Here is a 23728-nt window from a genome sequence, read left to right on the forward strand (position 1 = left end):
GGGGAGGGGAGGGGAGGGGTGGCCGTGGAGCCGGGGTACTACCCCCACCCTACCCCCACCGGGATCGCGGCATCGCTCAGCTGCGAAGGATCAGGTGAACGGCTGCGTGGACCAGGAGCAGACGCCGAAGGCGGTCCAGACCCAGGCCACACCGCGGATCAGGCGGCGCGCCTCCTCCGGGTCCGGTCCTCCGTCATCCAGCCTCGCCATGACCGCCGGGACGCCGGCCGGCGACCCACCAGGTACGACGCGACCCCCTGCCAGTCGAGGATCACCAGGGCTCCGGTCAGCACGGCGAGGGCTCCGAACGCGCCCTCGGCCCAGTGCGAGGAGGAGCCGGCGACCTTGGCCACCCCCCAGACGGCGACGATCCCAGCCGCCCATACACACCAGAACAGGACCCATGGACGTCCCGGCAGTCTGAGCACGCCCGCTGCCTAGGCCGCTGGCGGCTCGACTTCGACGTAGGCGGCCCGGCTGATCGGCGGTGGGATCGGGGCACCCTCCTCGCGGAGCCCCTCCAGGTGGAAGGCGACCGCGGCCTCCATCTCGCGGACGCACTCCTCCTGGGTGGCGCCCGTGGCCACCACCCCGGGGAGGTCCGGCGAGTAGGCGGAGAAGTTGGTCGCCTCGTCGCCCTCGACGACGATCAGGTACCGGGTGCTCATCGTGGGTCCCTCAGTCCAGCCTGCCTCAGGATGCTCGCCGGCGTCTTCGGGTGCAAGGTGTCGGCCGGTGGGCCGGCCACCGTCACCGTTCCGGGCTTGGTCGAGTGGCGGAACTGGCGGTGGCTTCCACGGGTCCGGGCCAGGTACCACCCGTCGCCGGCGAGGAGCTCCAGCACCTCGGCGATCTTCATCGGCATGGCGGCTACTCCCGGACCGGCTCGATCACGGCGCGTCCCCGGCGGCATCGAGGAAGGCGGCCAGCCGCTCCGCGGCCGCCCGCTGCAGCGACGGCAGGATGGCGGCGTAGGTGTTGGCCGTGACCGCGATCGTCGAGTGGCCGAGGATGTCCCGAACCACGGCGATGTCGGTGCCCGAGGCGAGGAGCAGCCCGGCGCGGAGGCGGCCGCTCCGAGGTCGAGCGCGAGGGCGACCGAGGCTGCACCGGCCCCATCGACGTCTGACGCTCTCCAATGGACCATCACTGCGCTGTGTCCGCCAACGTCCGCCAGCGTCCGCCGACGTCCACCAGCGTCCACAGTCGTCTCATTGCCTATCGAAACAGTCCTGTTCACGCTCACCCTTGACCTGCCTTCTCATCGAATCTCGTTGTGGATCAACAAGTTCGCCCATGTCCCGCTCCTCCATGGGGGCGCGAGTCGCCCATTGCAGGTCCCGCAGCGGTCGGGTAATCTCGGATCCCGAACGCCCGTTCGCAAGCCTACGGCAAGGCGGGCACCGTGTCAAACCATCAGGGCGAGGTCGTCGACGTGAACCCCGTCACCAGTCGCATGGGCAAGTTGCGCCTGGAGCTGCGCGAGCGCTTCGGCGACCACTTCGATCGCCGAGCCTGCGCCCGGCGAGCGGGCATCGCCGAGCGGACCTGGGCCAGCTACGAACGCGGTGAGAACATGCCGCCGGCCGATGCCGCGGTGGCCATCGCGCGAGTGTTGGGTGTGACCGCCGAGCAGCTCGTGTTCGAGCGACGGGGCCGGTGATCGGCCGTCCCGACCGGCGACAACGTAACCACCGCGGCTCCGGCTGAGTTCAGGTCGCGTGGAACGGCGCCGTCGTGGCCACCGCTACGGCCGGATGACCACTGCAATCGCCGCGATTTCTCTCCTCGGGGCGTGCGGCCAATCTCCGTCCGGGACACAACCGAGCCCGTCGGCCGGGCGCAGTTCGTCCGTCAGCCCGGCAGCGCCGATCCAGCTCGACAGCGTGCCCTCCGCCCACATCGCCTTCGACAGCGAGAGCCGTGGCCTCGCCACCGCGCAGGGAATCGTCCTTCGCACGTCTGATGGCGGAAGGACGTGGCAGCGGGTACTCAAGACGTCCGGCCCGATCCGGGACCTGCGGTGGGTTGCCCCGGGTCGTGCCCTTGAGGCATCGGCCGACGGTGTCATGGCGAGCCTCGACGCCGGCCTCACCTGGCATCCCACGAACCAGAGTCCGATGGGACGGCGCGTGATCGCTCTCGCCTTTCCCAATGCATCGAGCGGCTTCGCGGTGACGGCCGACGGCGGACTGTGGGCGGTCTCGGAGGATGCCGGCCAGTTCGTGCGGCGCGAGAGTACCGGCCTGAGCGACGTCACTGCAGTGTCGTTCGTCGACCGACAGCACGGATGGGCGGTCGGCCCTGACGGCGTCTCGACGACGGCGGACAACGGGAGGACATGGGCCCTACAGACCACTCCCTCGTTCCCCGGCCTGCCTCGGCCGCCGCTCATCCACATGGCCGACCTTCAGCATGGGTACGTCGTGGAGCGGTACGGGCCGGCTGCTGGAACCGTCTACTCCGGACTGGTGGCCACTGACGACGGCGCCCACTGGAGCTATCGCTCCGGTCCTTCCGGCAACAGCGGGCCGCCCACGCCGCTCTTCGCCACGACGCCGCCAGGAATCGACGACGTGGACGTCGAGGGGCCCGAGGCGCTCCTCGCGGCGTCCGTGAGCGACGTGGTCAGCGGCATGCAGGTGTGCACGAGCCCCGACGGTGGACGTCACTGGGCATGCACGCCGGAGCGGCTGACCCACCCAGCTCAGGTCGGCACCGGAGCGGTTGCGATCCTGCGCCTGACGGGCGGAGGACTTGTCGCTGCCTCCTTGACGAACGGGTCAGTACTCGAGCTGTCGACGAGCTCCGACGGCGGCGCGAGCTGGACAGTCGACGCACGGGTGCCGGTGGCCGCGCCGTAGCGGCGGTCCGCACAGCTACCCCCACGCCACGCCGGGAGCCGCGGCCTCGGCGTGCGGCAGCTCCCGGCAGCAGCACGCCGGACCGCTGCACGAGGCCACCACCACGCCACCGTCGACGATGCAGCCGCAGTCGGCGCACTCGAACCTCATCGCTCGTGGTCCTCCCGGGGTGGCGGCGGGCTGGACGAGATATCCGGAGTTCCGTATTCTTTATCCGCCACCACCGTCAGGGTCAAGGGGGTCCGTGCTCACCGCAACGTCCGAGTCGACCGCGACGCTGGCCCGCCTCTTCCGTGTCCTGGCGGATCCCACCCGGCTGGCGATCGTCGAGCTCCTGGAGGCGGGAGAGCTGCCGGTGCGCAGTCTGGTCGCGGCGGTGGGGAGCTCCCAGCCGCGGGTCAGCACCCACCTCGCCTGCCTGCGGCACTGCGGGCTGGTCGACACCGAGCGTCGCGGTCGCGAGGTTCTCTACCGGCTCAGCATCCCCGGGCTGCCGGCTCTGCTGCGGACCGCCGCCGGCATCGCGGCGCCGCGGGCCGAGCATCTCGCCACCTGCCATCGCGTCGGGCCGGACTGGGTCTGATGCGCGGCATCCGGTGACCCCGGCCCACCTGCGGCCCGACGGGGACGTCATCGGCCTTGCCCCGGAGCGGTGCGGGAGGCGGCGTGGCTCCGGGCTCCCGGGCCCGGAGCGGGATCTGTACCGCTGGATCCTCCGCCGCTTCGGCGGCGGCTCCGCACCGGCCGGCGGGGACGTCGAGCGGGCCGCCACCGAGCGCGGCATCGCCGCCGGCCCCGCGCTGGTGCGGATGGAGGAGCTCGACCTCGTCCAGCGCGGACCCGCCGGGACGGTCCGCTGCGCCTACCCGTTCTCGGCCGAGCCGACCGGACACACCGTCGAGCTGGAGGGCGGCCCGCCGGTGCATGCGATGTGCGCCATCGACGCCCTCGGCATTCCTCTCATGCTCCATCGCAACGGGGTGGTGCGGACCACCGACCCGGCCAGCGGCCGCGGGTTGGTGGTCTGGGTCGACCGGGCCGGGACGGTGGGGTCGGAGCCGGCCGATCCGGTGGCGCTGGTGGCGACCGCGGGAGGGACGGCGCCGCTCGCCTCGGCGTGCTGCCCGGTCATCAACCTCTTCGAGTCCCGTGAGCCCGCGGAGCGGTTCCTGGCGAGCCGGCCCGACCTCACCGGAGCGGTGCTCTCCCTCGCCGATGCGGTGGCGGTCGCCCGGGCCGTCTTCGAGGGAGTCCTCGACTAGAGCGGGACCACGGCGCGGTTCAGGCGCAGGTGCTGGAGCAGGGGAGGGCCGATCTCGACCGAGCTCACGATGTCCGCGCACACCCTCGCGACCGAGGAGAGCGGGGGGTGGCAGGCGACGCTGAAGTACAGCGTCCGGCCGGACACGTCCTCCCGGACGGGCTGGAGGACGAGACGGTGGTCGGGCTGGGGGACGGGACGGAGGGTGACCGGGTGCCCCCGGAGGGTGGCGGCGAGGGGCCGCAGCTCCGGCACGCTCTCACAGGGCGCGGCGCACCCCGCGGCGACCGCCTCGGGCGCCCAGCTGATCCGGAAGGTGGCTCCGAAGGGTCCCACCAGGGTGATCTGCCCGGCGCCGGACGTCGCCCCGGCGCCGCCGGCCCGGTGCCAGCCGGCGGGGATGCGCAGGCTGACAGCCGGCCCGCTCCGGAGGAGGAGCACCACGGCGCCGCCGAGGAGGACGGCGGCGAGGAGCACCAGCAGGGCTCCGATGCGCAGTCCGCGGCGCCGGGGGGACGGCTTCACCTCCGCCCGCTCAGGCCCAGTCGGTGGTGGCGGTCTCTGTCGCGGCGAGGGCCGCCGCGCGGGTCAGGTGGTCGTCCATGCGCACGATGCGGCCGTCGCGCAGCGTGTACACGATGAAGATCTGTCCCTGCAGGGGCGCCCCCGGGATGTCGCGGAACCGCGGCCCCCCGATCCCCACGACCACGCGGTCGCCGGCGTCGAGGATCTCGATGTGGTCGACGCCGAAGTCCTCGCGGGTGAGGTTGCGGCGCATGTTGTCGAGCACCTCGTGGCGATCGTGGCAGACGAGGTGCTCGAGCACCCCCTGGTGGACGACGTCGGGATCGAGCCGCGTCGCGATGCTCTCCAGGTCCCGCCGCCGCATCGCGTGCAGGTGATCGAAGACGATCTCGAGGTTCCCCCGGCTCATCCATGGCCTCCCGGAGTCCGATGCTGCGACCCAGCGTAGCCCGGTCCCGACCTCTGCGCATCGGCCGGAGAGCCGCGGTCGGCGCCGCCTTTCGCCGGCAAAGCGACAGACCTGACTAGAGGCGTCGCGCGAGTATGTGCGCTGCGCCTCTATACGGGCGCGGATGGTGTCGCCCGGAAACATGAATGGGGACTTGACAGCGGGCGCAGTCCCCTCCACGCTGGACCTGAGCGCGGGATTTTGCCACGGGGTGGAGGGGATTCTAGCCATGTATGTCCAGAACGGTGACCGTCCCCAGTGGGCGTGGAGCGGGCAGCACGTCGAGGTGGCCTCGGCCTGGGAGCTGAGGACGCCGGTCCAGGAGGTGACCAACGGCACCGCCGGAGGCCCGCCGCCGGTCGAGCTGCTCGGCGAGGTGTCGGGGCGGCCGTCGTGGGCCTGGGGCGGCGAGCGCGCCGCGGCGGCGGCTGCGGCTGCCGATGCGGCGGCGGCGCCCGAGGTCGCGGCACCGGCGGCTCCGGCGGTGACGGCGGGCTCCGACGATCGTCCGGCATGGTCCTGGGGCGGCGGGACGGTCGCCTAACCGTTTCGTCTCGGCTCCCATGAGTGCCCGGCGCGAGCTGTTCGCCCTCTGGTCACGCTGCGACAGCCTGCGTGAGCGGGTGGGACCGGCCGCGGTCGAGCTGCGCCCGGACGCCCGGCGGCTCCTCGGCGTCGCCTCCGACGAGCTGGCGAGCGCGCTGCGGCGCCTCGACAGCGCGCACATGCTCACCCCCGGGCAGAGCGGGGAGCTCCAGAACGCCCTGTCCGGCCTGGCCGCGGCGAGCTGCGGCGGGCTACCGCTCTCCACCGCGGTGGCCCGCTACGCGTTCGCCCTGCAGGAGGTGGCCGCCGCCTTCCACATCGAGCTCGTCCCGCATCCACCCGACCTCGTCGCCGCGGTCGCCACCGCCGCTCCCGGGCGCAACGGTTCGGCGCGCCTCGCCGGGGCCGGCGAGGTCCCGGTGCCGATCCGCGTCGAGGGCGCCGAGGGTGGGCCCGGCCCCGCGAGCGAGGCGGTGGAGGCGCTGGCGTTCGTCACCTCGGTTGCGGCCAAGGGCGGCCACCGTCTCGGCGGCTTCAGCGGATCGGGCGGCGACGCCGGGTACCGCTTCACCGCGCGCTGCGCCGACTGCGGCGACCAGGTCAGCGTGCTCCGGCAGGACGAGCTGTGGTCCTTCACCCCGGTCGTGCCCTGCTCCCGCGGGGTCTCGCCGCCCGCCTGATCAGCGCGGCGCAGCCCGTCCGCCACCGGCGGCAGCGGTTGGTCGACGTCCTCCGCCACCGCCGGGGTTGCACCGATCGGGCGCCGGGGCTTCGGAACCGTGCGCGTATGCTGGACCGACGTTTCCCACCACGGTCTCGAGGGGGGTTCGACATGAGGCGGATGCTCGCCGTCCCCGCGGCCGCGCTCAGCCTGGCGGCCGGCGCCATCCCCGCCGCGGCCGCGCCGGCCGCGACCGCACGGGTGGCGCTGTTCCCGTCGCAGGTGAGCTTCGGCAGCCAGCCGGTCGGCAGCGTGCAACAGCGCTCGGTGTCGGTGGAGAGCGTCGGCGACGCCCCGCTCCACGTGCGCTCGGTGTTCGTCAACGACTACTCGGGCTCGTACAGCCTGGTGTTCAACACCTGCAGCGGCGCGACCCTGCCGCCGGGTCAGATCTGCCAGTTCACCATCCAGTTCCACCCCCGCACCCCCGGCCAGCACAGCGCCAGCGCCCTGGTCTACGACGACGCCCCGGAGGGCACCCAGAACGTCCCCATCTGGGGCGCCGCGACAGGCCGGTAGCTTCCGTCACGGATCCGTCACACCCCCGTCCCCGGGACGTCGCAGCCGCGGCGCCGATGGGGAGGAACATCGAGGTGCACGGCGCTCCGGCGCCGGCCCCCGACGACCAAGGAGGGACGGAGCAGATGCTCCAGCGGATGCGGCCCATGACCTGGCTGATGGTGGCGTTCAACGCGCTGCTGCTGGTCGGGATGGTGGCCGGCGCTCCCCTCCCGGGACCCGCCTGGTTCCTCGGCAACGGGGTGCTCGCGGTGCTCTGGGTGGCGAGCAACCCGCGCCGGCGGAGCTGCCCGCAGTGCCGCTCCGAGGTGCCGCGCGCGTTCCTCGTGTGCAACGTCTGCCGCTACGACCTCTACCGTCCGCTCCCGCAGCGGCGGCCCCGGGGCACCGGGCACAGCTGATCGTGCTCGCCGGGCCGACCGGCGGCTCCGAGGCGATACGCTGGCAGACATGATGGGGCCGGTGGGACGTCTCTCCCGCACCGTCGACCACGCGGTGCGCTGGCGCCTGGGGCTGATCGGGGTGCACTCCGGTCTCGCGGCGCCGGCCGCGTACGACAGCGCCGGGGCATTCTGGGCGGCCAGCCGGGTGCTCGATCCCGAGCCCGTCACCGGCCGTCCGATGGCCGACCGGAGGGGGTCGGGCTCCACCCGCCTGGTCGACATCAGCGCCGCCAGCAGCGGTCCGGGCGACCATCCCGGCAGCCGCAGCGTCAGCGGCCGGCTGGCGCTCCACCCCGACCCGGGCGCTCCGGTGGTGCTCCTGCTCCACGGCTATGCCGCGCCGAGCCCGTTCTACGAGGACCATCACATGCGCCTGCTGCTCCGCCGGGGGCTGAGCGCGGCGCGGATCGACCTGCCCTTCCACCTCAACCGGCGCATCCCCGGGCGCGGCGCCGGCTCCGGGTTCTTCAGCAGCGACCCCGCCCACACGTGCGCGGTGCTCCGTCAGGCCGCCGAGGACGCGGCCGCGGTGGTCGCGTGGCTCCGGCGGGAGGTCAGCCCGGCGGTCGGGCTGCTCGGCTTCAGCCTCGGCGGCCTGGTCGGCTGCCTGCTCGCCGCCCACGTCCGGCTCGACTCGCTGGTGTCGGTCACGCCTCCCTGCGACCTCGCCGAGCTCACCCTGGAGCGCTCGCCGGTGCGGCTGCGCCGCGAGCTCGGCGTCGTCGCCGGCGGGGGAGGGCCCTGGGGGACCGACGCGCTCGCCGCCCGCGCCGCCCTCGACCTGGCGATGGCGCCGGTGATCCCGCGGCTGCTCAGCCCGCGGACCCCCGGGGAGCGCATCACCCTGGTCGCCGCCGAGCACGACCTCATCGTCGGTGACGCGCCGGTGCGCGAGCTGGCCGCGGCCTGGGGCGCCCAGTGCTGGGCCTATGGCCACGGCCACGTCACCGTGATGACCGCACGCGGGCTCACCACCCGCATCCACGACCGGCTCCGCCGCGACCTCGCCGCGGGTCCGGCCGGGTCCGGGGCGATCGCCGGATGACCCCGGCCGCGCCGCTGCTGCGCCGCACCGGGCTGACCCGCTCGGGACGGCGGTTCGAGATCCGGCCCGCCGGTGCCGACGACGCCCCCGCGCTGGTGGCGCTGCGCGACGCGGTCGCCGCCGAGGGCACCTGGGTCGCCGCCGAGCCCGGCGAGCGCAGCGTGCTCGAGGAGAGCCTGGCGCTCGCCGGCCTGATCAGCCACGGCGGCCTCTCCCTGGTCGCCGAGGTGGATGGACGGGTGGCCGGGCAGCTCGCGGTGCATCGCCAGCAGGGCCGCTACGAGAGCCATCGCGGCGACCTCTCGATCACCGTCGATCGCCACCTCCGCGGGCAGGGGCTGGGCCGGGCGCTGGTCGAGACCGCCGTCGACTGGGCCCGCGCCGTCCGCCTCGCCAAGCTCACCCTCGGCGTCTTCCCCGAGAACCACCGGGCGCTCGCCCTCTACCGGTCGGCCGGTTTCGAGGAGGAGGGGAGGCTCCGCGGCCACCTCCGGGTGGGCGGCGAGGCGCGCGACCTGGTGCTCATGGGGCTGCTGCTCAGCCCCCGCTGAACGGTCCTCGATGGGCGCGGACCGGGGGCCCTGCTATCCTCGCCCGAGATGAGCGACGTCCGTCCGATCGGCGTCTTCGATTCCGGCGTCGGTGGGCTCACCGTGCTCCGCGAGCTCCGCAGCCAGTGCCCCGGCGAACGGCTGCTGTACCTCGCCGACCTCGCCCACTTCCCCTACGGGCCGCGGTACCAGCACGAGGTGCGCGAGTTCGCGCTGAGGATCATCGAGCACCTGGTCGGCGAGGACGTGAAGCTGGTGGTGATCGCCTGCAACACCGCCACCGCGGCGGCGCTGCACGCGGCCCGGGAGCGGTTCGACGTCCCCATCGTCGGGGTGATCGCGCCGGGGGCGCAGGCGGCGGTCGACGCCACCCGCAACGGGCGGATCGCGGTGATCAGCACCGAGGGCACCTTCGCCAGCCAGCAGTACCTCCACGCCATCAAGGAGGCCAACCCCGGCGTGGGCGTGCTCCCCCGGGCGGCGCCCCACCTCGTCGACATCGTCGAGGCCGGCCAGGCCGACTCGCCGGCGGCGGAGGTGGCGCTCGCCGAGGTGCTCGAGGAGGTCACCGGCTGGGGGGCCGACACCCTGGTGCTCGGCTGCACCCACTACCCGCTGCTCCGTCCCGCGCTGGCTCGGGTGGCCCCGGGGCTCACCGTGGTCGACAGCGCCGAGACCACCGCGGCCCGGGTGCGCCGCATCCTCGCCGTCAACCGCCTCGGCGCCGGCGACGACGCCGCCACCCCGCCCCGGCTGCTGGTGACCGGCCACCCCGAGCGCTTCATCGACGCCGCCGCGCTGCTCTTCGGCGAGGCGCCCCCCGCCCCCGAGGTGCTCGACCTCTGGGGCACCGGGGTGACCGGCGCGGTCGCCACCCGGTTCCGCGGGATCCTGGCGTCGTGAGCGTCTCCTCGGAGACCTTCCTGGAGCCGATCGCGGAGGAGCTGCGCGAGCTCGAGCGCCGGCTCCACGAGACCGTGGCCGCCGACCTGGGCTTCATGGCGAAGGCGATGGAGCACATCGTCAGCGCCGGCGGCAAGCGTATCCGCCCGGCGCTGCTCATCCTCAGCGCCAAGCTCGGCGACGCCGACATCGACCACGTCTACAACGCCGCCATGGGGATCGAGTTCATCCACACGGCGACGCTGATCCACGACGACCTCATCGACGACGCCGAGACCCGCCGCGGGCTGGCCACGATCCACGCCGTGCTCGGCGCCAACCCGGCGATCATCGTCGGTGACTACTACTTCGGGAAGGGCGCCAACCTGCTCTCGGCGATCGGCATCCCGCTGATCACCGAGGTGGTGAGCGCCACGGTGATGAAGATCTGCATGGGCGAGCTGCAGCAGCTCACCAGCAAGCGCCACTACGAGCAGCCGGTCGAGGCGTACTACACGAAGATCGAGCGCAAGACCGCCACCATGCTCAGCGCCGCCTGCCACTGCGGGGCGATCGTCGCCGGGATGGACGAGGAGGCGCAGCGGGCCCTGGAGCGCTACGGCCGCGACCTCGGCATCGCCTTCCAGATCGCCGACGACGTGCTCGACTACACCGCCACCGAGGAGCAGCTGGGCAAGCCCACCGGCGCCGACCTCCGCCAGGGCACGGTCACCCTGCCGCTGATGTACGCGCTCAAGGACCCGGAGGTGGGACCGGCGCTGCGCACCGTGCTCGCCCGCGAGCCGCTGAGCGACGCCGACGCCGACGAGGTGGTCGGGCTGGTGCGGGGTTCGACCGGGGTGGTCGAGGCCGAGCGCCGCGCCCACGAGTTCACCGACAGGGCGCGGGCCGAGCTCGCCATCTTCCCCGAGTGCGAGGCCCGCAGCGCCCTCGAGTCGATCTGCGACTACGTGGTCGAGCGCCGTACGTGATCCTGCCGGACGGCGGTCAGAGCGCTCCCCAGCGCTCCAGCAGGCGGGCGAAGATCAGGCCCCAGAGGGTGAGCATCGCCGCCGCCGCAACCAGCCCCAGCGCCTCGATCGCAGTGGGCAGGGCGCTCCCCTGGGCGACCGCGTCGCCGGACATCGCGGCCACCCCGTAGACGGCGGCGCGGGCGCTGTCGACCAGGGCGACGACCGCCAGGATGATGATCGCGGTCCGCACCGCGGCGTACTCGCGGCGCAGCGCCGAGCGGATGTCCGCGGCCGTCCAGCGGCCGCCGGGGGGACGGCCGGCGGGGGGCTCGGGGCGGCCTCGCCAGAGGCGGAGCAGGGCGAGGCCGAAGAACACCGCGGCCAGCCACCCCGGCCAGGCGGTGCGCGGCGAGGAGCCGTCGCCGAGCAGGGTCGCGACGACGTTGAGGTCGGCCCCGGAGCTGAGCTCGGCGGCGAAGTGCCGCTGTCCGGCGAGCGCGGCCACGCCGATGCCCACGGCGGCGGCCGCGACCAGCCAGAGCAGCGCGATCCGCTGCACCGGGTGGAGGCGGCCGAGACCGTAGAGGCGGGCCAGCACCGTGCCTCAGGCCACCCCGCGTCGGGCGCGCGGGGAGAGGGCGGGGACCATGCGCGCAGCCTAACCAACCGGCATATCGGTGCGGACCCGTACCATGCTCCGCGGTGAGCAGCCCCCCCGCCGCGATCCGGCCCGCGCCCGCCCGATGACCCCCAACGGCGGCGCCCCGCGCCTGCGCGTGGTCACCTACAACATCCTGCTCGGCGGCGGCGGGCGCGAGGATCGCATCGCCGCGGTGCTGGAGCGCTCCGGCGCCGACGTCATCGCGCTGCAGGAGTGCACCGACCTCGAGCTGGTGCGCGAGATCGGCGAGCGGCTCTCCATGGAGGTGGTGGTGGGGGAGTCGAGCGACGGCTCCGACCTCAACCTCGCGATCCTCAGCCGCCTCCCGGTGCGCCGCTGGAGGAACCACCGCCACCCCAACGTGATGCTCCGCGGTCACCTGGAGTGCGAGGTGGGCACCGGGGTGCGGGGCTTCTCCCGGGTGCGGGTCCACTGCCTCCACCTCGCCGCCCGCTTCGGCGAGCGCGCCAACGGCGAGACCCGGCGGATGCAGGAGATCCAGTCCGTCCTCTACGACATCGGCCAGGCGCGCGAGCTGCCCCACGTGATCACCGGCGACCTCAACTCGATCGCGCCGGGCGACAACGTCGCCGCCAGCGCCTTCCTGGCGCGGATGGCGGAGCTGCGCCGCGCCGGGGTGGTGGTGCGCGGGCTCGACGGCCTGCTCGGCCCGGTGGAGCGGGGCAGCGCCGGCGAGGCCGAGGTGGCGGGCCGGTACCAGAAGGTCGGCATCGACCCCGACCTCGACGTCGGGCTGCCCCGGCTGCCCTGGATCCTCACCCCCTTCACCGAGGTGCTGCCGAGGCTGCCGTACACCGACCGCTTCCTCAACACCCACATCCAGCGCTGGACCGTCGACCACCTCCTCAAGGCGGGCTACACCGACTGCTTCCGCGAGCTCCACCGCGGCGGCGACCCCGGCTACACCTGCGCCACGTGGATGCCGGCGGCGCGGATCGACTACGCGTTCGCCGATCCCCTGCTCGCCCCGCGCCTGCTCGACTGCGCGGTGATCGGCTCGGGTCCGGGTGGCGACCCCGACACCGCCACCGCCTCCGACCACCTCCCGCTGCGTACCGACTTCCGCCTGGACTGATCCGCGGCTCCGGGCCGGGCTCCGTATACTCGGCGGCTCATGCCCTCCGTCCCCCCCTGCGCCCACGCCATCGTGGGCGGCTCGGGCACCGCCGCGATCGACTTCCCGGAGGCCCTCGGCGACCCGCGGATCCGGGTGATCGGCGACCCCCTGGTGGTCTCGACCCCCTTCGGCGAGAGCCCGCCGGTGAAGCGGATCGCGCTGACCCTCGCCGGCGGCGGGGTGCGCGAGGCGCTGGTGGCGCGGATGCACGGCTGGCGGCACGGCGTCGACCGCCACACCGGCACCCTGGCGCTGTTCTGGCTGCTCCGCGAGGCCGGGGTGCGCCGGATCATCGCCGAGTCCGGCGCGGGGAGCATCCTCCAGAACTTCCGCCCCCGCGACCTCATCATGCCCCACGACGTGATCGACCTCACCCCCCAGGTGAGCGGGCTGCTCGACCCCTCCCACCTGGTGCTGATGCGGGCGCCGTTCTGCCCCGAGCTGCGCGGGGCGATGTGGGAGCAGGCCACCCGCTGGGCCGCCGACAAGGCCACCCGGGCCTTCGACCGCGCCGTCTACGCCACCACCCAGGGGATGCGCTTCGAGACCGCCGCCGAGATCGCCGCCTACGCCCGGATGGGCGCCGACGTCATCGGTCAGGCGATCTCGCCCGAGGTCTACCTGGCCCGCGAGATCGGTTCCTGCTACGCGGCCATCACCATCGTTCTCAACTACGCCGAGGGGGTTCGGCCGAAGTGGGACTACGAGCTGCTCCAGGAGATCCTCCAGGACGACGCCCGCACCATGGGCCACCTGCTCGTGGAGGCGCTCGCCAGCACCCCCGAGGTGCCCGGCTGCGCCTGCCTCACCTACCGCAAGCGGGTGGAGTCGGCCGATCCCGCCGCGGCGATGACCGACAGCGCCTGAGCGGCGTCAGCCTGCCCGGCGGCGGGTGACCGCGCCCAGGGCCAGGCCGGTGAGCAGGGTCACCCCGGCGAGCCCGGCGACCGGCAGCCCGGCGGCGATCGCGACCGACCATCCCGGCCCGCTGCCGGGGCGGTAGCCGCCGCTCACCGTGAAGAGGGCGGCGCCGAGCACCAGCAGGGTGCCGGCCAGCGCCTCGGCGGCCTCGCGCAGCTCGGCGTGGGCCGTCGGCCGCCAGAGCCGGTGGGCGAGGGCGACCAGGGCGAAGCCCGCCCCGGCGCAGGCGAGCGCCCCGGCGCCGTGGAACGCGTCGAGATGGGTGATCCCGGACGTGCTCGCGGGATCGACGGTGACCGTCTCCCAGGGGAGCAGGCACCCGGCGGGGGCGGCGACGGTGCCGATCCCGACCAGGATCGGTCCCAGCCGCGCCGCCCCCGGGCGCACCGCGGACGCTACCGCGAGGAGCGGCGGAGGCTGTGCGTGCCCGGCCCCGACTGCTGCTCCATCCGGGCGCCGACCACCATGCCGCCGGCGGCGAGGAGGGCGACGACCACGCCGATCGTGATCGAGTGGAACGCGCCGCTGCCGTTGACGCCGATGAGCAGCTGGAGGACCACGGCGCCCAGGGTCACGCCGGCGACGGGCAGGAGATGGCGCTCCTCGAGGCCGAGCTGGCGGAGGTCGATCAGCCCGATGCGTACGGCGACGATCAGCAGGGTGACGATGGCGGCGAAGAAGACGGTGTCGCCGAGGAAGCCGGTGCCGAAGGCGTTGACGGTGGTGCTGCCGTGGCTGTCGTGGAAGTGGTACCAGGGCAGGTACGTCGAGATGAGCGCGAGAAGGGCGCTGATGCCGCAGATGCGGTCGGCCTGGCCGAGCCTGTCCAGCATGGCTCGTCTCCCCTGTGCAGACCCGGGCTGGGACGCTGCGCGCGGATGCGATCCGAGGCGCGGTGGTGGGTGGGTCCTGGGCCGCGATGGTAGGGCACAGACGTTCGAGTGTCAACTGGCGTGCGGTTGTGTGCCGGCACACATCCCGCCCCGGCGTGGCCCCGGGTCAGTCCCCGGCGGGCGCTGGGGGCGCCGCCGAGCTCTCGCCGCCGCCGTTGCCGTTGACGTGCGGGATGCCGTCGCGTCCGCGGCGGCGGCGGCCGCGGCGGCGGCGCGGACGGGCGGCCGCGGCGGGGTCGTCCCCGCCCGCCTCGAGGGCGACGGCCCCAGGGGCCGAGGGTCCGGGCGCGGGCAGGCGCGGCCGGCGGCGCTGCACGGCGTTGGCGGAGGCGGGGGGGCGCACCGGCGGCTGCCCGTCGGCGAGCAGGTCGCCGAGGGTGGTCCAGCCGAAGCGCTCACGGCCCCGCACCACCAGCTCGAGGAAGCAGGCGGCGGTGGCCTCGGCGTCGGCGAGGGCGTGGTGCGGCTGGCGGTGGGTGACCCCGAGCTCGGCGCAGAGGCGCTCGAGGCCGATGGTGTCGCGGAGGTCCCAGAGCTTGCCGGCGAGCCGGGAGGTGTCGATGTTGTCGGCGTCGAAGTCCTCGCCGGAGGTGCGTCCGATCAGCCGGGTGTCGAAGGCGTCGGCGCTGTGCTCGATCAGCACCGCCCCGGCGGCGAAGCGGCGGAAGCGGGTGAGCACCAGGTCGGCCGGCGGCGCTCCGGCGAGGCTGGCCCCGGTGATGCCGTGGAGCCGCCGCGCGTAGGGGTTGATCCGGTCGGTGCAGTGCACCAGGGTCTCGAACGAGGAGCTGTGGCCGGTGAGGGTGAAGGTGACCGCGCCCAGCTCCACCAGCCGGTGCGGCGACTGGCCGGTGGTCTCGCAGTCGAGGGAGACGAAGCGGAGCTGGTCGAGCGGGGTGTCGGGACCCGGCCGCAGGTAGACGACACCGTCGTCCGGGTCGTCGAGCGCGGCGAAGGGCTCGCCGTTGGCCGGCCCCAGCCGGCTGACGAAGCACTCACCCACCGGAGCAGCACCGCGGCGCCGACCATAGCGGCGGCGGCGGGTGGCCTGGGAGCCGCCTGCGCCCTCGGTGCCGGGGGTGGCCGGGGTGCCGGGGTCCGATGGCTCGGGTCCCGTGGTCCCCGGATCCCCTTGCAACATGACCGCATCGTACCCCACACCACTTTCGTGGCACGACGCCTCGAACGCGCCAGGGTGCCGGGAGGGCTGCGGCGAGCGCGCGGAGGGCGCGTTGGGGGAGACTCCGTGTCGTCGTGGGTGAGTGCCGCGGCGGCCACCGGACGGCAGGTGAGCGCCTCACCCCCACCTATACTTGGGCTATTAACCCCAATATGGCGACCTTCTCACGGATGCGTCCCGCCTACTATCCGGCCATGCTCGATCTCGCCGATCGCGACGCCCTCCTCGTCGGCGGGGGCGAGGTCGCGGCCCAGAAGGCACGCCCGCTGCTCGACGCCGGGGTGCGGCTGCGCATCGTCGCCCCGGCTCTCACCGCCGCGCTGCGCGCCTCCGTGGACGCCGGCGAGGCGAGCTGGGAGGCCCGCGAGGTGCGGCCCGGCGACGTCGCCGGGGCGGCGGTGGTGGTGTGCGCCACCGACCAGCGCGCGGTCAACCGGGCGGTCTTCGAGGAGGCGAGCGCCGTGGGCATCCCGGTGAACGTCGTCGACGACCCCGAGCTCTGCTCGTTCATCGTCCCCTCGGTGGTGCGCCGCGGACCCCTGCAGGTGGCGATCAGCACCGGCGGCCGCAGCCCGGCGTTCGCCAAGTTCATGCGCCTCCACCTCGAGCGGGCGATCGGGGAGGAGTTCGGGGTCCTCGCCGAGCTCGCCGGCCGGATGCGCGACCGGGCCCGCGCCGCCGGGATCGGCTACGAGGCCCGCGACCGCATCGCCACCGAGGCGCTGCCCCGGCTGCTCGACCTGCTCCGCGCCGGGCGGAGGGCGGAGGCCGAGGCGCTCGCCGACGACCTCTCCGTCGCCGGACCGCCGCCGTGACCGAGATGGTCGTCGCCGGGCTCAGCTTCCGCACCGCCCCGCTGGCGGTGCGCGAGCGTGCCGCGGTGCCCGAGGCGGAGGCGCGCAACCTGCTCCGCTACCTGGTCGGCCACAGCGGCCTGCTCGAGGCGGCGGTGGTCTCCACCTGCAACCGCACCGAGTTCTACCTGGTCTCGCCCGCGCCCGAGCTCACCGACGAGGTGGTGCCCCGGCTGGTGCGCTACCTCGACCCCGCCGGCGCCCACGGCCTCGCCGAGCACCTGAGCGCGCGCCGCGGCGCCGACGCGGTGCGCCACATCTTCCGGGTGGCCGCGGGCCTCGACAGCATGGTGCTCGGCGAGGCCCAGATCCTCGGGCAGTTCAAGGCGGCCCACCGGCTGGCCCGCGGCGCCGGCACCCTCGACGCCCGCCTCGACTTCGTGATGCGCCGGGCGGTCAGCGTCGCCAAGCGGGTGCGGACCGAGACCGGCGTGGGCCGCAGCACCGGCAGCGTCACCGAGCTCGCCCTCGACCATGCCCGCGAGGCGCTGGGCGGCCTCGAGGGCCGCGGCATCCTCCTCGTCGGCGCCGGCAAGATGAGTGCCGCCGCCGCCCGCCGGCTGGCCGCCTCCGGCGCCCGGCTGACCATCACCTCGCGGAGCGGCGAGGCCGCGGAGGCGCTGGCCCGCGAGGTCGACGGCGAGGCCGCCACCGAGGGCGCCGTCGCCGCCGCCGGCGAGGACGTCGACCTGGTGATCTGCTCGACCTCGAGCACCCGCCCGGTGCTCACCGCGGCCGACGTCGAGCGGATCCAGCGCAACCGGCGCGGCCGCCCCCTCTGCATCGTCGACATCGCCGTGCCCCGCGACGTCGACCCCGCCGCCGCCGAGGTGCCCGGGGTCAGCCTGGTCGACCTCGACGCCCTCGGCCGCCGGGTCGAGCACAACCTCCGGCGCCGCCGCGACGAGCTCCCCGCGGCGGAGCGGATCGTCGAGCGCGAGCTGCTCCGGACCATCGCCGTGGTCGGCGAGCGCGACGCCGCCGGGCCCACCATCGCGGCGCTGGCGCGCCAGGCCGAGGCGCTGCGCCGTCGCGAGGTCGACCGCACCGCGGCCAGGCTGGGCTGGACCGACGAGGCGAGCCGCAGGCACCTGGACGCGCTGACCCGGAGCCTGGTGCGCAAGCTGCTCCACGCGCCGATCAGCCACATCAAGGACAACGTCGACGACCCCGGTGTCGCCCTGGCGCTGCGCGAGGCGTTCGCGCTCGACGACGCGGAGTCCTCGCGAGGGACTCCGTGACGTCGCTCCACCCGTCGAGCCCCGCGCCCCCGCCCCCGCCCCCGGCCGCGGCCATCCTCCGGCTCGCCACCCGCGGCAGCGCCCTGGCCCGCACCCAGGCGGGGCTCGCCGCCGCCGCCCTCGCCTCCGCCGGCGCCGGGCCCACCGAGTTGCTGGTGCTGCGCACCCGCGGCGACGTCGAGGCCGACACCCCGGCGTCGCGGATGACCGGCGACGGCTGGTTCACCTCGGAGCTCGAGGCGGCGCTGGTCGAGGGCCGCGCCGAGGTCGCGGTGCACAGCGCCAAGGACCTGCCCTCGCAGCTCCGCGACGGCCTGGTGCTCGCCGCCCACCTCGAGCGCGCCGACTGCCGCGACGCCCTGGTCACCCGCGACGGCGGCGGCCTCGACGCGCTCCCCGCGGGCGCCTCGGTGGCCACCAGCAGCCCGCGCCGGGAGGCGTTCCTCCACATCCTCCGGCCCGACCTGCGGGTGGTGCCGATCCGCGGCAACGTCGACACCCGGCTGCGCCGCCTCGACGAGGGCCGGGTCGACGCCCTCGTCCTCGCCTGCGCCGGTCTCGACCGGATCGGGCTCGGCGGCCGGATCGCAGAGCGCCTCGACCCCCGCAGCTTCGTGCCCGCGCCGGCCCAGGGCGCGGTCGGGCTCGAGACCCTGGCGGGCTCGGACGCGGCCCGGCGCTGCTGGCTCGCCAACCACACCGCCACCTCGGCGGCGGTGACCGCAGAGCGCGCCGTGCTCACCTCGCTCGGCGGCGGCTGCCGCCTGCCGCTCGGCGCCTGGGCGCGGCTGGAGCCGATCGACGGCGCCGAGGGCTGGGTCCGTCTGGTCCTGATCGCGGCGCTCGCCACCGCCGGCGGGCTGCGCAGCGTGGAGCTCGACGGCGAGCCCGGCGAGGCCGCGGCGCTCGGCGCACGGGCGGCGGAGCGGCTCCGGTGACTCCGGTGGGGAGGACTCCCCCCCAGCCCCCCCGGCCGGCGGGGATCGTCCATCTCGTCGGCGCCGGACCCGGGGATCCCGAGCTGATCACCCTGCGCGGCCGCGACCTCCTCGCCGGCTGCGACGCGGTGGTGCTCGACGCCCTCGCCAGCCCGCTGCTGCTCGCCCACCTCCGCCCCGGCGCCGAGGTCTTCGAGATGGGCAAGCGGGCCGGCGAGCCCTCGGCCACCCAGGCCGAGATCGGGGCCCTGCTGGTGCGCCTCGCCCGCGAGGGCCGGCGGGTGGTGCGCCTCAAGGGCGGCGACCCCTTCGTGTTCGGTCGCGGCGGCGAGGAGTGCGAGCTGCTCGAGGCCGAGGGGATCGCCTACGAGGTCGTCCCCGGGGTCACCAGCGCCATCGCCGCGCCCGGCGCCGCCGGCATCCCGGTCACCCACCGCGACTGGGCGGGGCACGTCACCGTGGTCACCGGCCACGAGCGCGGCGACGCCGACGGCTCCCACGTCGACCTCGCCGCCCTCGCCGGGCTGCTCCCCGACGGCACCCTGGTCTTCCTGATGGGGGCGCGCACCCTGCCCCGGATCACCGCCGGCCTGCTCGCCGCCGGTGCCGACCCGGCCACCCCGGCGGCCTCGGTGCAGTGGGGCACCGACCCCCGCCAGCGCAGCTGCTCGGCGACCCTGGCCACGATCGCCGACGCCGTCGCCGCCGCCGAGATGGGGGCGCCGATGGTGACCGTGATCGGGCGGGTGGCGGCGCTCCGCGACCGGCTCGGCAGCATCGGACGGCGGCCGCTCTCGGGACGGCGCATCCTCGTCACCCGGGCCCGCGCCCAGGCCAGCGGCTTCGTCGAGCGGCTCCGCCGGCTCGGCGCCGAGGCGGTCGAGCTCCCGGTGATCGCGGTCGAGCCCCTCGGCGAGCGCCGCGACCTCGAGGAGGCGGCGCGGCGGATCGCCGCCGAGGCGGCGTCCCCGCCCCCGGGCGGCCGGCACGCGGTCTTCACCAGCGCCAACGCGGTGCGGCTGGTCTGGGTGGCGGTGCGCGCCGCCGGGCTCGACGCCCGCTGCTTCGCCGGGATGCGGCTGGTCGCGATCGGCCCCGAGACCGCCGCGGCGCTGCTCGAGTGCGGCCTCGCCGCCGACCTCGTGCCCGAGGAGTACATCGCCGAGGCGGTGGCCGACGCGATGATCGCCGGCGGTGTCGCCGGGGCCCGGGTGTGGCTGCCCCGGGCGGCGGCGGCCCGCGACGTGCTGCCGGTGCGGCTGCGCGAGGCCGGCGCCGACGTCGAGGTGCTGCCGATCTACCGCACCGTCCTCCCCGAGGGCACCGCCGAGCTGCTGCGCGCCGAGCTGGGACGCGGCGTCGACGCGGTCACCTTCACCAGCAGCAGCACCGTGAACCACTTCCGCGAGGCCCTGGACGGGTCGCCCTTCCCGGCCGGGGCGATCGCCGCCTGCATCGGGCCGGTGACCGCCCGCACCGCCCGCGAGGCCGGCTACCCGGTCGCGGTGGTGGCCACCGAGTACACCACCGCGGGCCTCGCCGCCGCGCTCAGCGCCCACTATTTTCGCGGAGAGACCTCCCCCAGCCCCACGACGCTGGGAACCCCCGCCTCGCTACCCTGACGACCCCATGCCCTTCCCCATCGACCGCCCGCGCCGGATGCGGCGGACCGCGGCGCTGCGCCGCCTGGTGCGCGAGACCCGGCTCCGTCCCGACGACCTGATCCATCCCGCGTTCGTGCGCGAGGACCTCGACGCCCCCCGCGAGATCGCGACCATGCCCGGCCAGCACCAGGAGACCCACGACAGCCTGATCCGCTCCGTCGAGGACGCGGTCCGCGGCGGCTGCTCGGGAGTGGTGCTGTTCGGCATCCCCGCCGACAAGGACCCCGAGGGCTCGGAGGCGTGGAACGACCGCGGCGTGGTGCAGACCGCGCTGCGCCGGCTCCGCTCCGAGTTCCGCGACGAGTGCGTGCTCATCGCCGACTGCTGCCTCGACGAGTACACCGACCACGGCCACTGCGGGGTGCTGCTCGACGACGGCAGGGTCGACAACGACGCCACCCTCGACCTCTACGCGCGGATCGCGGTGAGCCAGGCGGCCGCCGGCGCCGACATCATCGCCCCCAGCGGGATGATGGATGGCCAGGTCGCCGCCATCCGCCAGGCGCTCGACGACAACGGCTTCGCCGAGACCGCCATCCTCGCCTACAGCGCGAAGTACGCCTCGGTGATGTACGGCCCCTTCCGCGACGCCGCCGACTGCGCGCCGCGCCACGGCGACCGGCGCGGCTACCAGATGGACGTCGCCAACCAGCGCGAGGCGGTGCGCGAGACCCTGCTCGACATCGACGAGGGCGCCGACATGGTGATGGTCAAGCCGGCCCTCACCTGCCTCGACGTGGTCGCCCGGGTGCGCGACGCCACCGACCTCCCGCTCGCCGCCTACTGCGTGAGCGGGGAGTACGCGATGCTCCGCGCGGCCGCCGCCGCGGGGGCCTTCGAGGAGCGCGCCGCGGTGCTGGAGGCGCTGACGGCCATCCGACGGGCCGGCGCCGACATGGTCATCACCTATCACGCGCGCCAGGTCGCGCGGTGGCTCGCGGAGGATCGAGGATGAGTGTCGGGAGCCCCACGCCGCGCTCGCGGACGGCGCTCGCGGTGGCCGTCCTGGCGGCGGTGGTGGCCGGCCTGGTGGCGGTCGGCGTGATCTTCAACCGGGTGGCGGGGAAGGACTCGAGCGCCGGCGTCGCCAGCGCGTCGCCGTCGCCGACCGCGCAGGTGAGCGCCACCCCGGTGCCGACTCCCTCGTCGACCCCCGCGCCCGCGACCATCGCCTACGCCGACTGCTCGAAGGCGAGCTTCGGGCCGCCGCTGGCCCCGTTCAACTCTCCCCCCACCGACCTGCACATCTACGCCGCCGCCCCGGTCTCGCAGATCGACACCACCAGGCTCTATGAGGCGACCATCACCACCCCGCGGGGGAGGATCGTGCTCTGCCTGCAGCCCGCGCTCGCACCCAACACCGTGAACAACTTCGTCGCCCTGGCCCGCAACCACTTCTACGACGGCCTCACCTTCCACCGGGTGGAGCCCAACTTCGTCATCCAGGGTGGCGACCCCAAGCACGACGGCACCGGCGGCCCCGGCTACTCCTTCGCCGACGAGCCGGTGCACAACCTGTACGTCGACGGCGCGGTGGCGATGGCGAACGCGAACTCGGGCCCCAACACCAACGGGTCGCAGTTCTTCATCTGCACCGGCACCCAGTGCTCGACGCTGCAGCCCCAGTACAACCTGTTCGGCAAGGTGCAGAGCGGGCTGGACATCGCCAAGCTGACCCAGAAGGGCGATGTCATGGCCATCAGCGTCGCCGAGCAGAAGTAGGTGGGCGGGCCGCGCTCGGCGGAGGTCATGCGCCGGGCGCGGGCGCTGATGCCGGGCGGGGTGAGCAGCCCGGTGCGCGCCTTCGCGGCGGTCGGCGGCGAGCCGCCGGTGTTCGCCTCGGGGAGCGGCTGCCGGCTGGTCGACGAGGACGGCCGCGAGTACGTCGACTTCGTGCTCGCCTACGGCCCGCTCATCCTCGGCCACGACCACCCCGCGATCCGCGAGGCGATCGCCGGGCGGCTGCCGCTGGGCACCGCCTACGGCGGCCCCACCGCCCTCGAGGTCGAGCTCGCCGCGCGGGTGGTCGAGGCGGTGCCCTCGATCGAGATGGTCCGCTTCGTCAACTCCGGCACCGAGGCCACGATGTCGGCGCTGCGCCTCGCCCGGGCGGCCACCGGCCGCGACCGGGTGGTGAAGTGCGCCGGCGCCTATCACGGGCACGCCGACCTCCTCCTCGTCGAGGCGGGGTCGGGGGTGGCCACGCTCGGGATCCCGGGTTCACCGGGGGTGCCCGAGGCGGCGGTGCGCGACACCCTCACCGTGCCCTTCAACGACGCCGCCGCGGTCGAGGCGCTCTTCGAGGTCGAGGGTGAGCGCATCGCGGCGGTGATCGTCGAGCCGGTGGCGGGGAACATGGGGTGCGTGCCGCCGCGGCCGGGGTACCTGGAGGCGCTGCGCACGATCACCGAGCGTCACGGCGCCCTGCTCGTGTTCGACGAGGTGATGACCGGCTTCCGGGTCGCCTACGGAGGTGCCCAGAGCCTCTACGGGGTGACCCCCGACCTCACCTGCCTCGGCAAGGTGATCGGCGGCGGCCTGCCGGTCGGCGCCTACGGCGGTGCCGCCGGGCTGATGTCCCGGGTGGCCCCGGCCGGCCCCGTCTACCAGGCGGGCACGCTCAGCGGGAACCCGCTGGCGATGGCGGCGGGCTGCGCCGCCCTCGACAGCCTCCGCGACGGCGCCGCCTACATCCGTCTGGAGGCGCTGGGGGCGCGCCTGGCGAGCGGGTTCGCCGCCGCCGCCGAGGAGAGCGGCGCCGCCTGCGCGGTCAACCGGGTGGGGAGCATGCTCACCCCCTTCCTCGGCCTCGCCGAGGTGACCGACTACGCCACCGCCCGCGCTGCCGACCCCGCCCGCTTCCGCCGCCTCCACGCCGCCTGGCTGGACGCGGGGGTGTTCTGGCCGCCCTCCCAGTTCGAGGCCGGGTTCCTCAGCACCGCCCACGGCGAGGCCGAGGTCGATCGCGCCGTCGAGGTGTTCGCCGCCGCCCTCGCCACCGACCCGTCCGGTGCCCGCTAAGCTCGGCATGAGGCCCAGCCGGGTCTCCGATCGCTCTCAGGGGACGCCGGATGGCCCGGTGGTAGACTTCGACCGATCCCGAAACTCGACTCGCGACGCGGTTGGTCGCGAGTTGCGGAGGCCCTCCAATGCCGTTCGTCAGTCCGGGCCACATCTGGCTGATCCTGCTGCTGCTCATCGTGGTCCTGATCATCTGGGGCCCGGGCAAGCTGCCCGACGTGGGCGCGGGGATGGGGCGCGCCATCCGCGAGTTCAAGAAGGCCACCAACGAGGTGAAGGACTCCGTGGCGAACGCCACGACCACCCACAGCGAGCCGGTCCCCCCTGCCGCCCCCACCCCCGCGCCCAAGCCCGACGTCCCCACCGCACCGGCGTCCGGGGTCCCCGAGGAGCCCAGCACCCGGGTCTGAGCGGGCCGGTCGCCGGCGCATCGCCGGC

At 74.8% G+C, this 23728-nt stretch carries 33 protein-coding genes; 22 read left to right on the plus strand and 11 right to left on the minus strand.

From position 1 onward, the window contains the following. Positions 1-158: 158 nt before the first annotated feature. Genes VGL20_14060 through VGL20_14075 form a run of 4 tightly spaced genes read right to left on the minus strand, consistent with a single transcriptional unit; the run spans position 159 to position 1025 of the window. Entirely contained in the window at positions 159-428 is a 270-nt protein-coding gene (locus VGL20_14060) for a hypothetical protein (protein ID HEY2704805.1), read from the minus strand. Between the two features lie 9 nt (positions 429-437). Beyond that, on the minus strand, positions 438-668 hold the full coding sequence (locus VGL20_14065; protein HEY2704806.1) for a type II toxin-antitoxin system HicB family antitoxin: 231 nt from the start codon (positions 666-668) through the stop codon (positions 438-440). Then, complete coding sequence (locus VGL20_14070) at positions 665-913, minus strand: type II toxin-antitoxin system HicA family toxin (GenBank protein HEY2704807.1); 249 nt, start codon at positions 911-913, stop codon at positions 665-667. The genes VGL20_14065 and VGL20_14070 overlap by 4 nt, the downstream gene beginning before the upstream one ends. After that, a complete protein-coding gene (locus VGL20_14075) occupies positions 891-1025 on the minus strand; it encodes a hypothetical protein (GenBank protein ID HEY2704808.1) in 135 nt (44 codons plus the stop codon). Before VGL20_14075 ends, VGL20_14070 begins: the two co-directional genes overlap by 23 nt. A gap of 410 nt (positions 1026-1435) precedes the next feature. Here VGL20_14075 and VGL20_14080 point away from each other — a divergent pair, with 410 nt between their 5' ends. Continuing rightward, positions 1436-1663, plus strand: a complete 228-nt coding sequence (locus VGL20_14080) for a helix-turn-helix transcriptional regulator (GenBank protein HEY2704809.1) — start codon at positions 1436-1438, stop codon at positions 1661-1663. A 94-nt stretch (positions 1664-1757) separates the two neighbouring features. Then, a complete protein-coding gene (locus VGL20_14085) occupies positions 1758-2864 on the plus strand; it encodes a YCF48-related protein (protein ID HEY2704810.1) in 1107 nt (368 codons plus the stop codon). A gap of 15 nt (positions 2865-2879) precedes the next feature. On the opposite strand, the gene VGL20_14090 is transcribed toward VGL20_14085, so the two are convergent. After that, positions 2880-3014, minus strand: coding sequence for a hypothetical protein (locus tag VGL20_14090; protein HEY2704811.1), 135 nt, complete (start codon positions 3012-3014; stop codon positions 2880-2882). Between the two features lie 94 nt (positions 3015-3108). On the opposite strand from VGL20_14090, the gene VGL20_14095 reads away from it, so the two are divergent. Further along, a complete protein-coding gene (locus VGL20_14095) occupies positions 3109-3447 on the plus strand; it encodes a metalloregulator ArsR/SmtB family transcription factor (GenBank protein ID HEY2704812.1) in 339 nt (112 codons plus the stop codon). 13 nt (positions 3448-3460) lie between these two features. Continuing rightward, complete coding sequence (locus tag VGL20_14100) at positions 3461-4126, plus strand: alkylmercury lyase family protein (GenBank protein ID HEY2704813.1); 666 nt, start codon at positions 3461-3463, stop codon at positions 4124-4126. Here the strand turns inward: VGL20_14100 and VGL20_14105 are convergent. Next, complete coding sequence (locus VGL20_14105; GenBank protein HEY2704814.1) at positions 4123-4650, minus strand: hypothetical protein; 528 nt, start codon at positions 4648-4650, stop codon at positions 4123-4125. The genes VGL20_14100 and VGL20_14105 overlap by 4 nt on opposite strands. Positions 4651-4660: 10 nt before the next feature. Further along, positions 4661-5059: a nuclear transport factor 2 family protein gene (locus tag VGL20_14110; protein HEY2704815.1), complete on the minus strand. Its 399-nt coding sequence runs from the start codon at positions 5057-5059 to the stop codon at positions 4661-4663. 268 nt (positions 5060-5327) lie between these two features. Here VGL20_14110 and VGL20_14115 point away from each other — a divergent pair, with 268 nt between their 5' ends. The 8 genes from VGL20_14115 to VGL20_14150 all read left to right on the plus strand — a co-directional run bounded on the left by VGL20_14115 (position 5328) and on the right by VGL20_14150 (position 10797). Further along, complete coding sequence (locus tag VGL20_14115; GenBank protein HEY2704816.1) at positions 5328-5642, plus strand: hypothetical protein; 315 nt, start codon at positions 5328-5330, stop codon at positions 5640-5642. 19 nt (positions 5643-5661) lie between these two features. Continuing rightward, on the plus strand, positions 5662-6324 hold the full coding sequence (locus VGL20_14120; GenBank protein ID HEY2704817.1) for a hypothetical protein: 663 nt from the start codon (positions 5662-5664) through the stop codon (positions 6322-6324). Between the two features lie 152 nt (positions 6325-6476). Beyond that, the gene (locus tag VGL20_14125) at positions 6477-6884 is read left to right on the plus strand and encodes a choice-of-anchor D domain-containing protein (GenBank protein HEY2704818.1); all 408 of its coding nucleotides are present in this window, start codon (positions 6477-6479) and stop codon (positions 6882-6884) included. 56 nt (positions 6885-6940) lie between these two features. Then, positions 6941-7285 (plus strand): hypothetical protein, encoded by a 345-nt coding sequence (locus VGL20_14130; GenBank protein HEY2704819.1) that lies wholly within the window; start codon positions 6941-6943, stop codon positions 7283-7285. A gap of 61 nt (positions 7286-7346) precedes the next feature. Continuing rightward, on the plus strand, positions 7347-8372 hold the full coding sequence (locus VGL20_14135; protein HEY2704820.1) for a hypothetical protein: 1026 nt from the start codon (positions 7347-7349) through the stop codon (positions 8370-8372). Next, positions 8369-8923 (plus strand): GNAT family protein, encoded by a 555-nt coding sequence (locus VGL20_14140; protein ID HEY2704821.1) that lies wholly within the window; start codon positions 8369-8371, stop codon positions 8921-8923. Before VGL20_14135 ends, VGL20_14140 begins: the two co-directional genes overlap by 4 nt. Positions 8924-8971: 48 nt before the next feature. Continuing rightward, positions 8972-9826, plus strand: a complete 855-nt coding sequence (gene murI, locus VGL20_14145) for a glutamate racemase (GenBank protein ID HEY2704822.1) — start codon at positions 8972-8974, stop codon at positions 9824-9826. Continuing rightward, positions 9823-10797 (plus strand): polyprenyl synthetase family protein, encoded by a 975-nt coding sequence (locus VGL20_14150; GenBank protein ID HEY2704823.1) that lies wholly within the window; start codon positions 9823-9825, stop codon positions 10795-10797. The genes murI and VGL20_14150 overlap by 4 nt, the downstream gene beginning before the upstream one ends. Before the next feature lie 16 nt (positions 10798-10813). Here the strand turns inward: VGL20_14150 and VGL20_14155 are convergent, their stop codons facing one another. After that, positions 10814-11377 carry a hypothetical protein gene (locus VGL20_14155; GenBank protein HEY2704824.1) on the minus strand — a complete coding sequence of 188 codons (564 nt, stop codon included), beginning with the start codon at positions 11375-11377 and terminating at the stop codon, positions 10814-10816. A gap of 79 nt (positions 11378-11456) precedes the next feature. On the opposite strand from VGL20_14155, the gene VGL20_14160 reads away from it, so the two are divergent. Both VGL20_14160 and VGL20_14165 read left to right on the plus strand, forming a co-directional pair. Then, entirely contained in the window at positions 11457-12536 is a 1080-nt protein-coding gene (locus VGL20_14160) for an endonuclease/exonuclease/phosphatase family protein (GenBank protein ID HEY2704825.1), read from the plus strand. A 39-nt stretch (positions 12537-12575) separates the two neighbouring features. Further along, a complete protein-coding gene (locus VGL20_14165) occupies positions 12576-13445 on the plus strand; it encodes an MTAP family purine nucleoside phosphorylase (GenBank protein HEY2704826.1) in 870 nt (289 codons plus the stop codon). A gap of 6 nt (positions 13446-13451) precedes the next feature. Here the strand turns inward: VGL20_14165 and VGL20_14170 are convergent, their stop codons facing one another. The 3 genes from VGL20_14170 to VGL20_14180 form a co-directional block, all read right to left on the minus strand. Continuing rightward, complete coding sequence (locus VGL20_14170) at positions 13452-13886, minus strand: hypothetical protein (GenBank protein HEY2704827.1); 435 nt, start codon at positions 13884-13886, stop codon at positions 13452-13454. A gap of 8 nt (positions 13887-13894) precedes the next feature. Continuing rightward, the gene (locus VGL20_14175) at positions 13895-14332 is read right to left on the minus strand and encodes a hypothetical protein (GenBank protein ID HEY2704828.1); all 438 of its coding nucleotides are present in this window, start codon (positions 14330-14332) and stop codon (positions 13895-13897) included. Between the two features lie 166 nt (positions 14333-14498). Then, positions 14499-15395, minus strand: a complete 897-nt coding sequence (locus VGL20_14180) for a 3'-5' exonuclease (protein ID HEY2704829.1) — start codon at positions 15393-15395, stop codon at positions 14499-14501. A 371-nt stretch (positions 15396-15766) separates the two neighbouring features. Between VGL20_14180 and VGL20_14185 the strand changes: the two genes are divergently transcribed. The 8 genes from VGL20_14185 (at position 15767) to tatA (ending at position 23700) form a co-directional block, all read left to right on the plus strand. Continuing rightward, complete coding sequence (locus VGL20_14185; protein HEY2704830.1) at positions 15767-16387, plus strand: NAD(P)-dependent oxidoreductase; 621 nt, start codon at positions 15767-15769, stop codon at positions 16385-16387. A 5-nt stretch (positions 16388-16392) separates the two neighbouring features. Next, a complete protein-coding gene (gene hemA / locus VGL20_14190) occupies positions 16393-17667 on the plus strand; it encodes a glutamyl-tRNA reductase (protein HEY2704831.1) in 1275 nt (424 codons plus the stop codon). After that, on the plus strand, positions 17664-18605 hold the full coding sequence (gene hemC / locus VGL20_14195; protein ID HEY2704832.1) for a hydroxymethylbilane synthase: 942 nt from the start codon (positions 17664-17666) through the stop codon (positions 18603-18605). Before hemA ends, hemC begins: the two co-directional genes overlap by 4 nt. Further along, on the plus strand, positions 18602-20227 hold the full coding sequence (gene cobA / locus VGL20_14200) for a uroporphyrinogen-III C-methyltransferase (GenBank protein ID HEY2704833.1): 1626 nt from the start codon (positions 18602-18604) through the stop codon (positions 20225-20227). Before hemC ends, cobA begins: the two co-directional genes overlap by 4 nt. Positions 20228-20234: 7 nt before the next feature. Continuing rightward, complete coding sequence (gene hemB / locus VGL20_14205) at positions 20235-21224, plus strand: porphobilinogen synthase (GenBank protein ID HEY2704834.1); 990 nt, start codon at positions 20235-20237, stop codon at positions 21222-21224. Then, complete coding sequence (locus VGL20_14210; GenBank protein HEY2704835.1) at positions 21221-21991, plus strand: peptidylprolyl isomerase; 771 nt, start codon at positions 21221-21223, stop codon at positions 21989-21991. Before hemB ends, VGL20_14210 begins: the two co-directional genes overlap by 4 nt. Continuing rightward, a complete protein-coding gene (hemL, locus tag VGL20_14215) occupies positions 21992-23290 on the plus strand; it encodes a glutamate-1-semialdehyde 2,1-aminomutase (GenBank protein ID HEY2704836.1) in 1299 nt (432 codons plus the stop codon). It abuts the gene before it with no gap. 128 nt (positions 23291-23418) lie between these two features. Then, positions 23419-23700: a twin-arginine translocase TatA/TatE family subunit gene (gene tatA / locus VGL20_14220; protein ID HEY2704837.1), complete on the plus strand. Its 282-nt coding sequence runs from the start codon at positions 23419-23421 to the stop codon at positions 23698-23700. Positions 23701-23728: the final 28 nt, after the last annotated feature.

The organism is Candidatus Dormiibacterota bacterium, assembly GCA_036495095.1.
Taxonomy (GTDB): Bacteria; Chloroflexota; Dormibacteria; order Aeolococcales; family Aeolococcaceae; genus CF-96.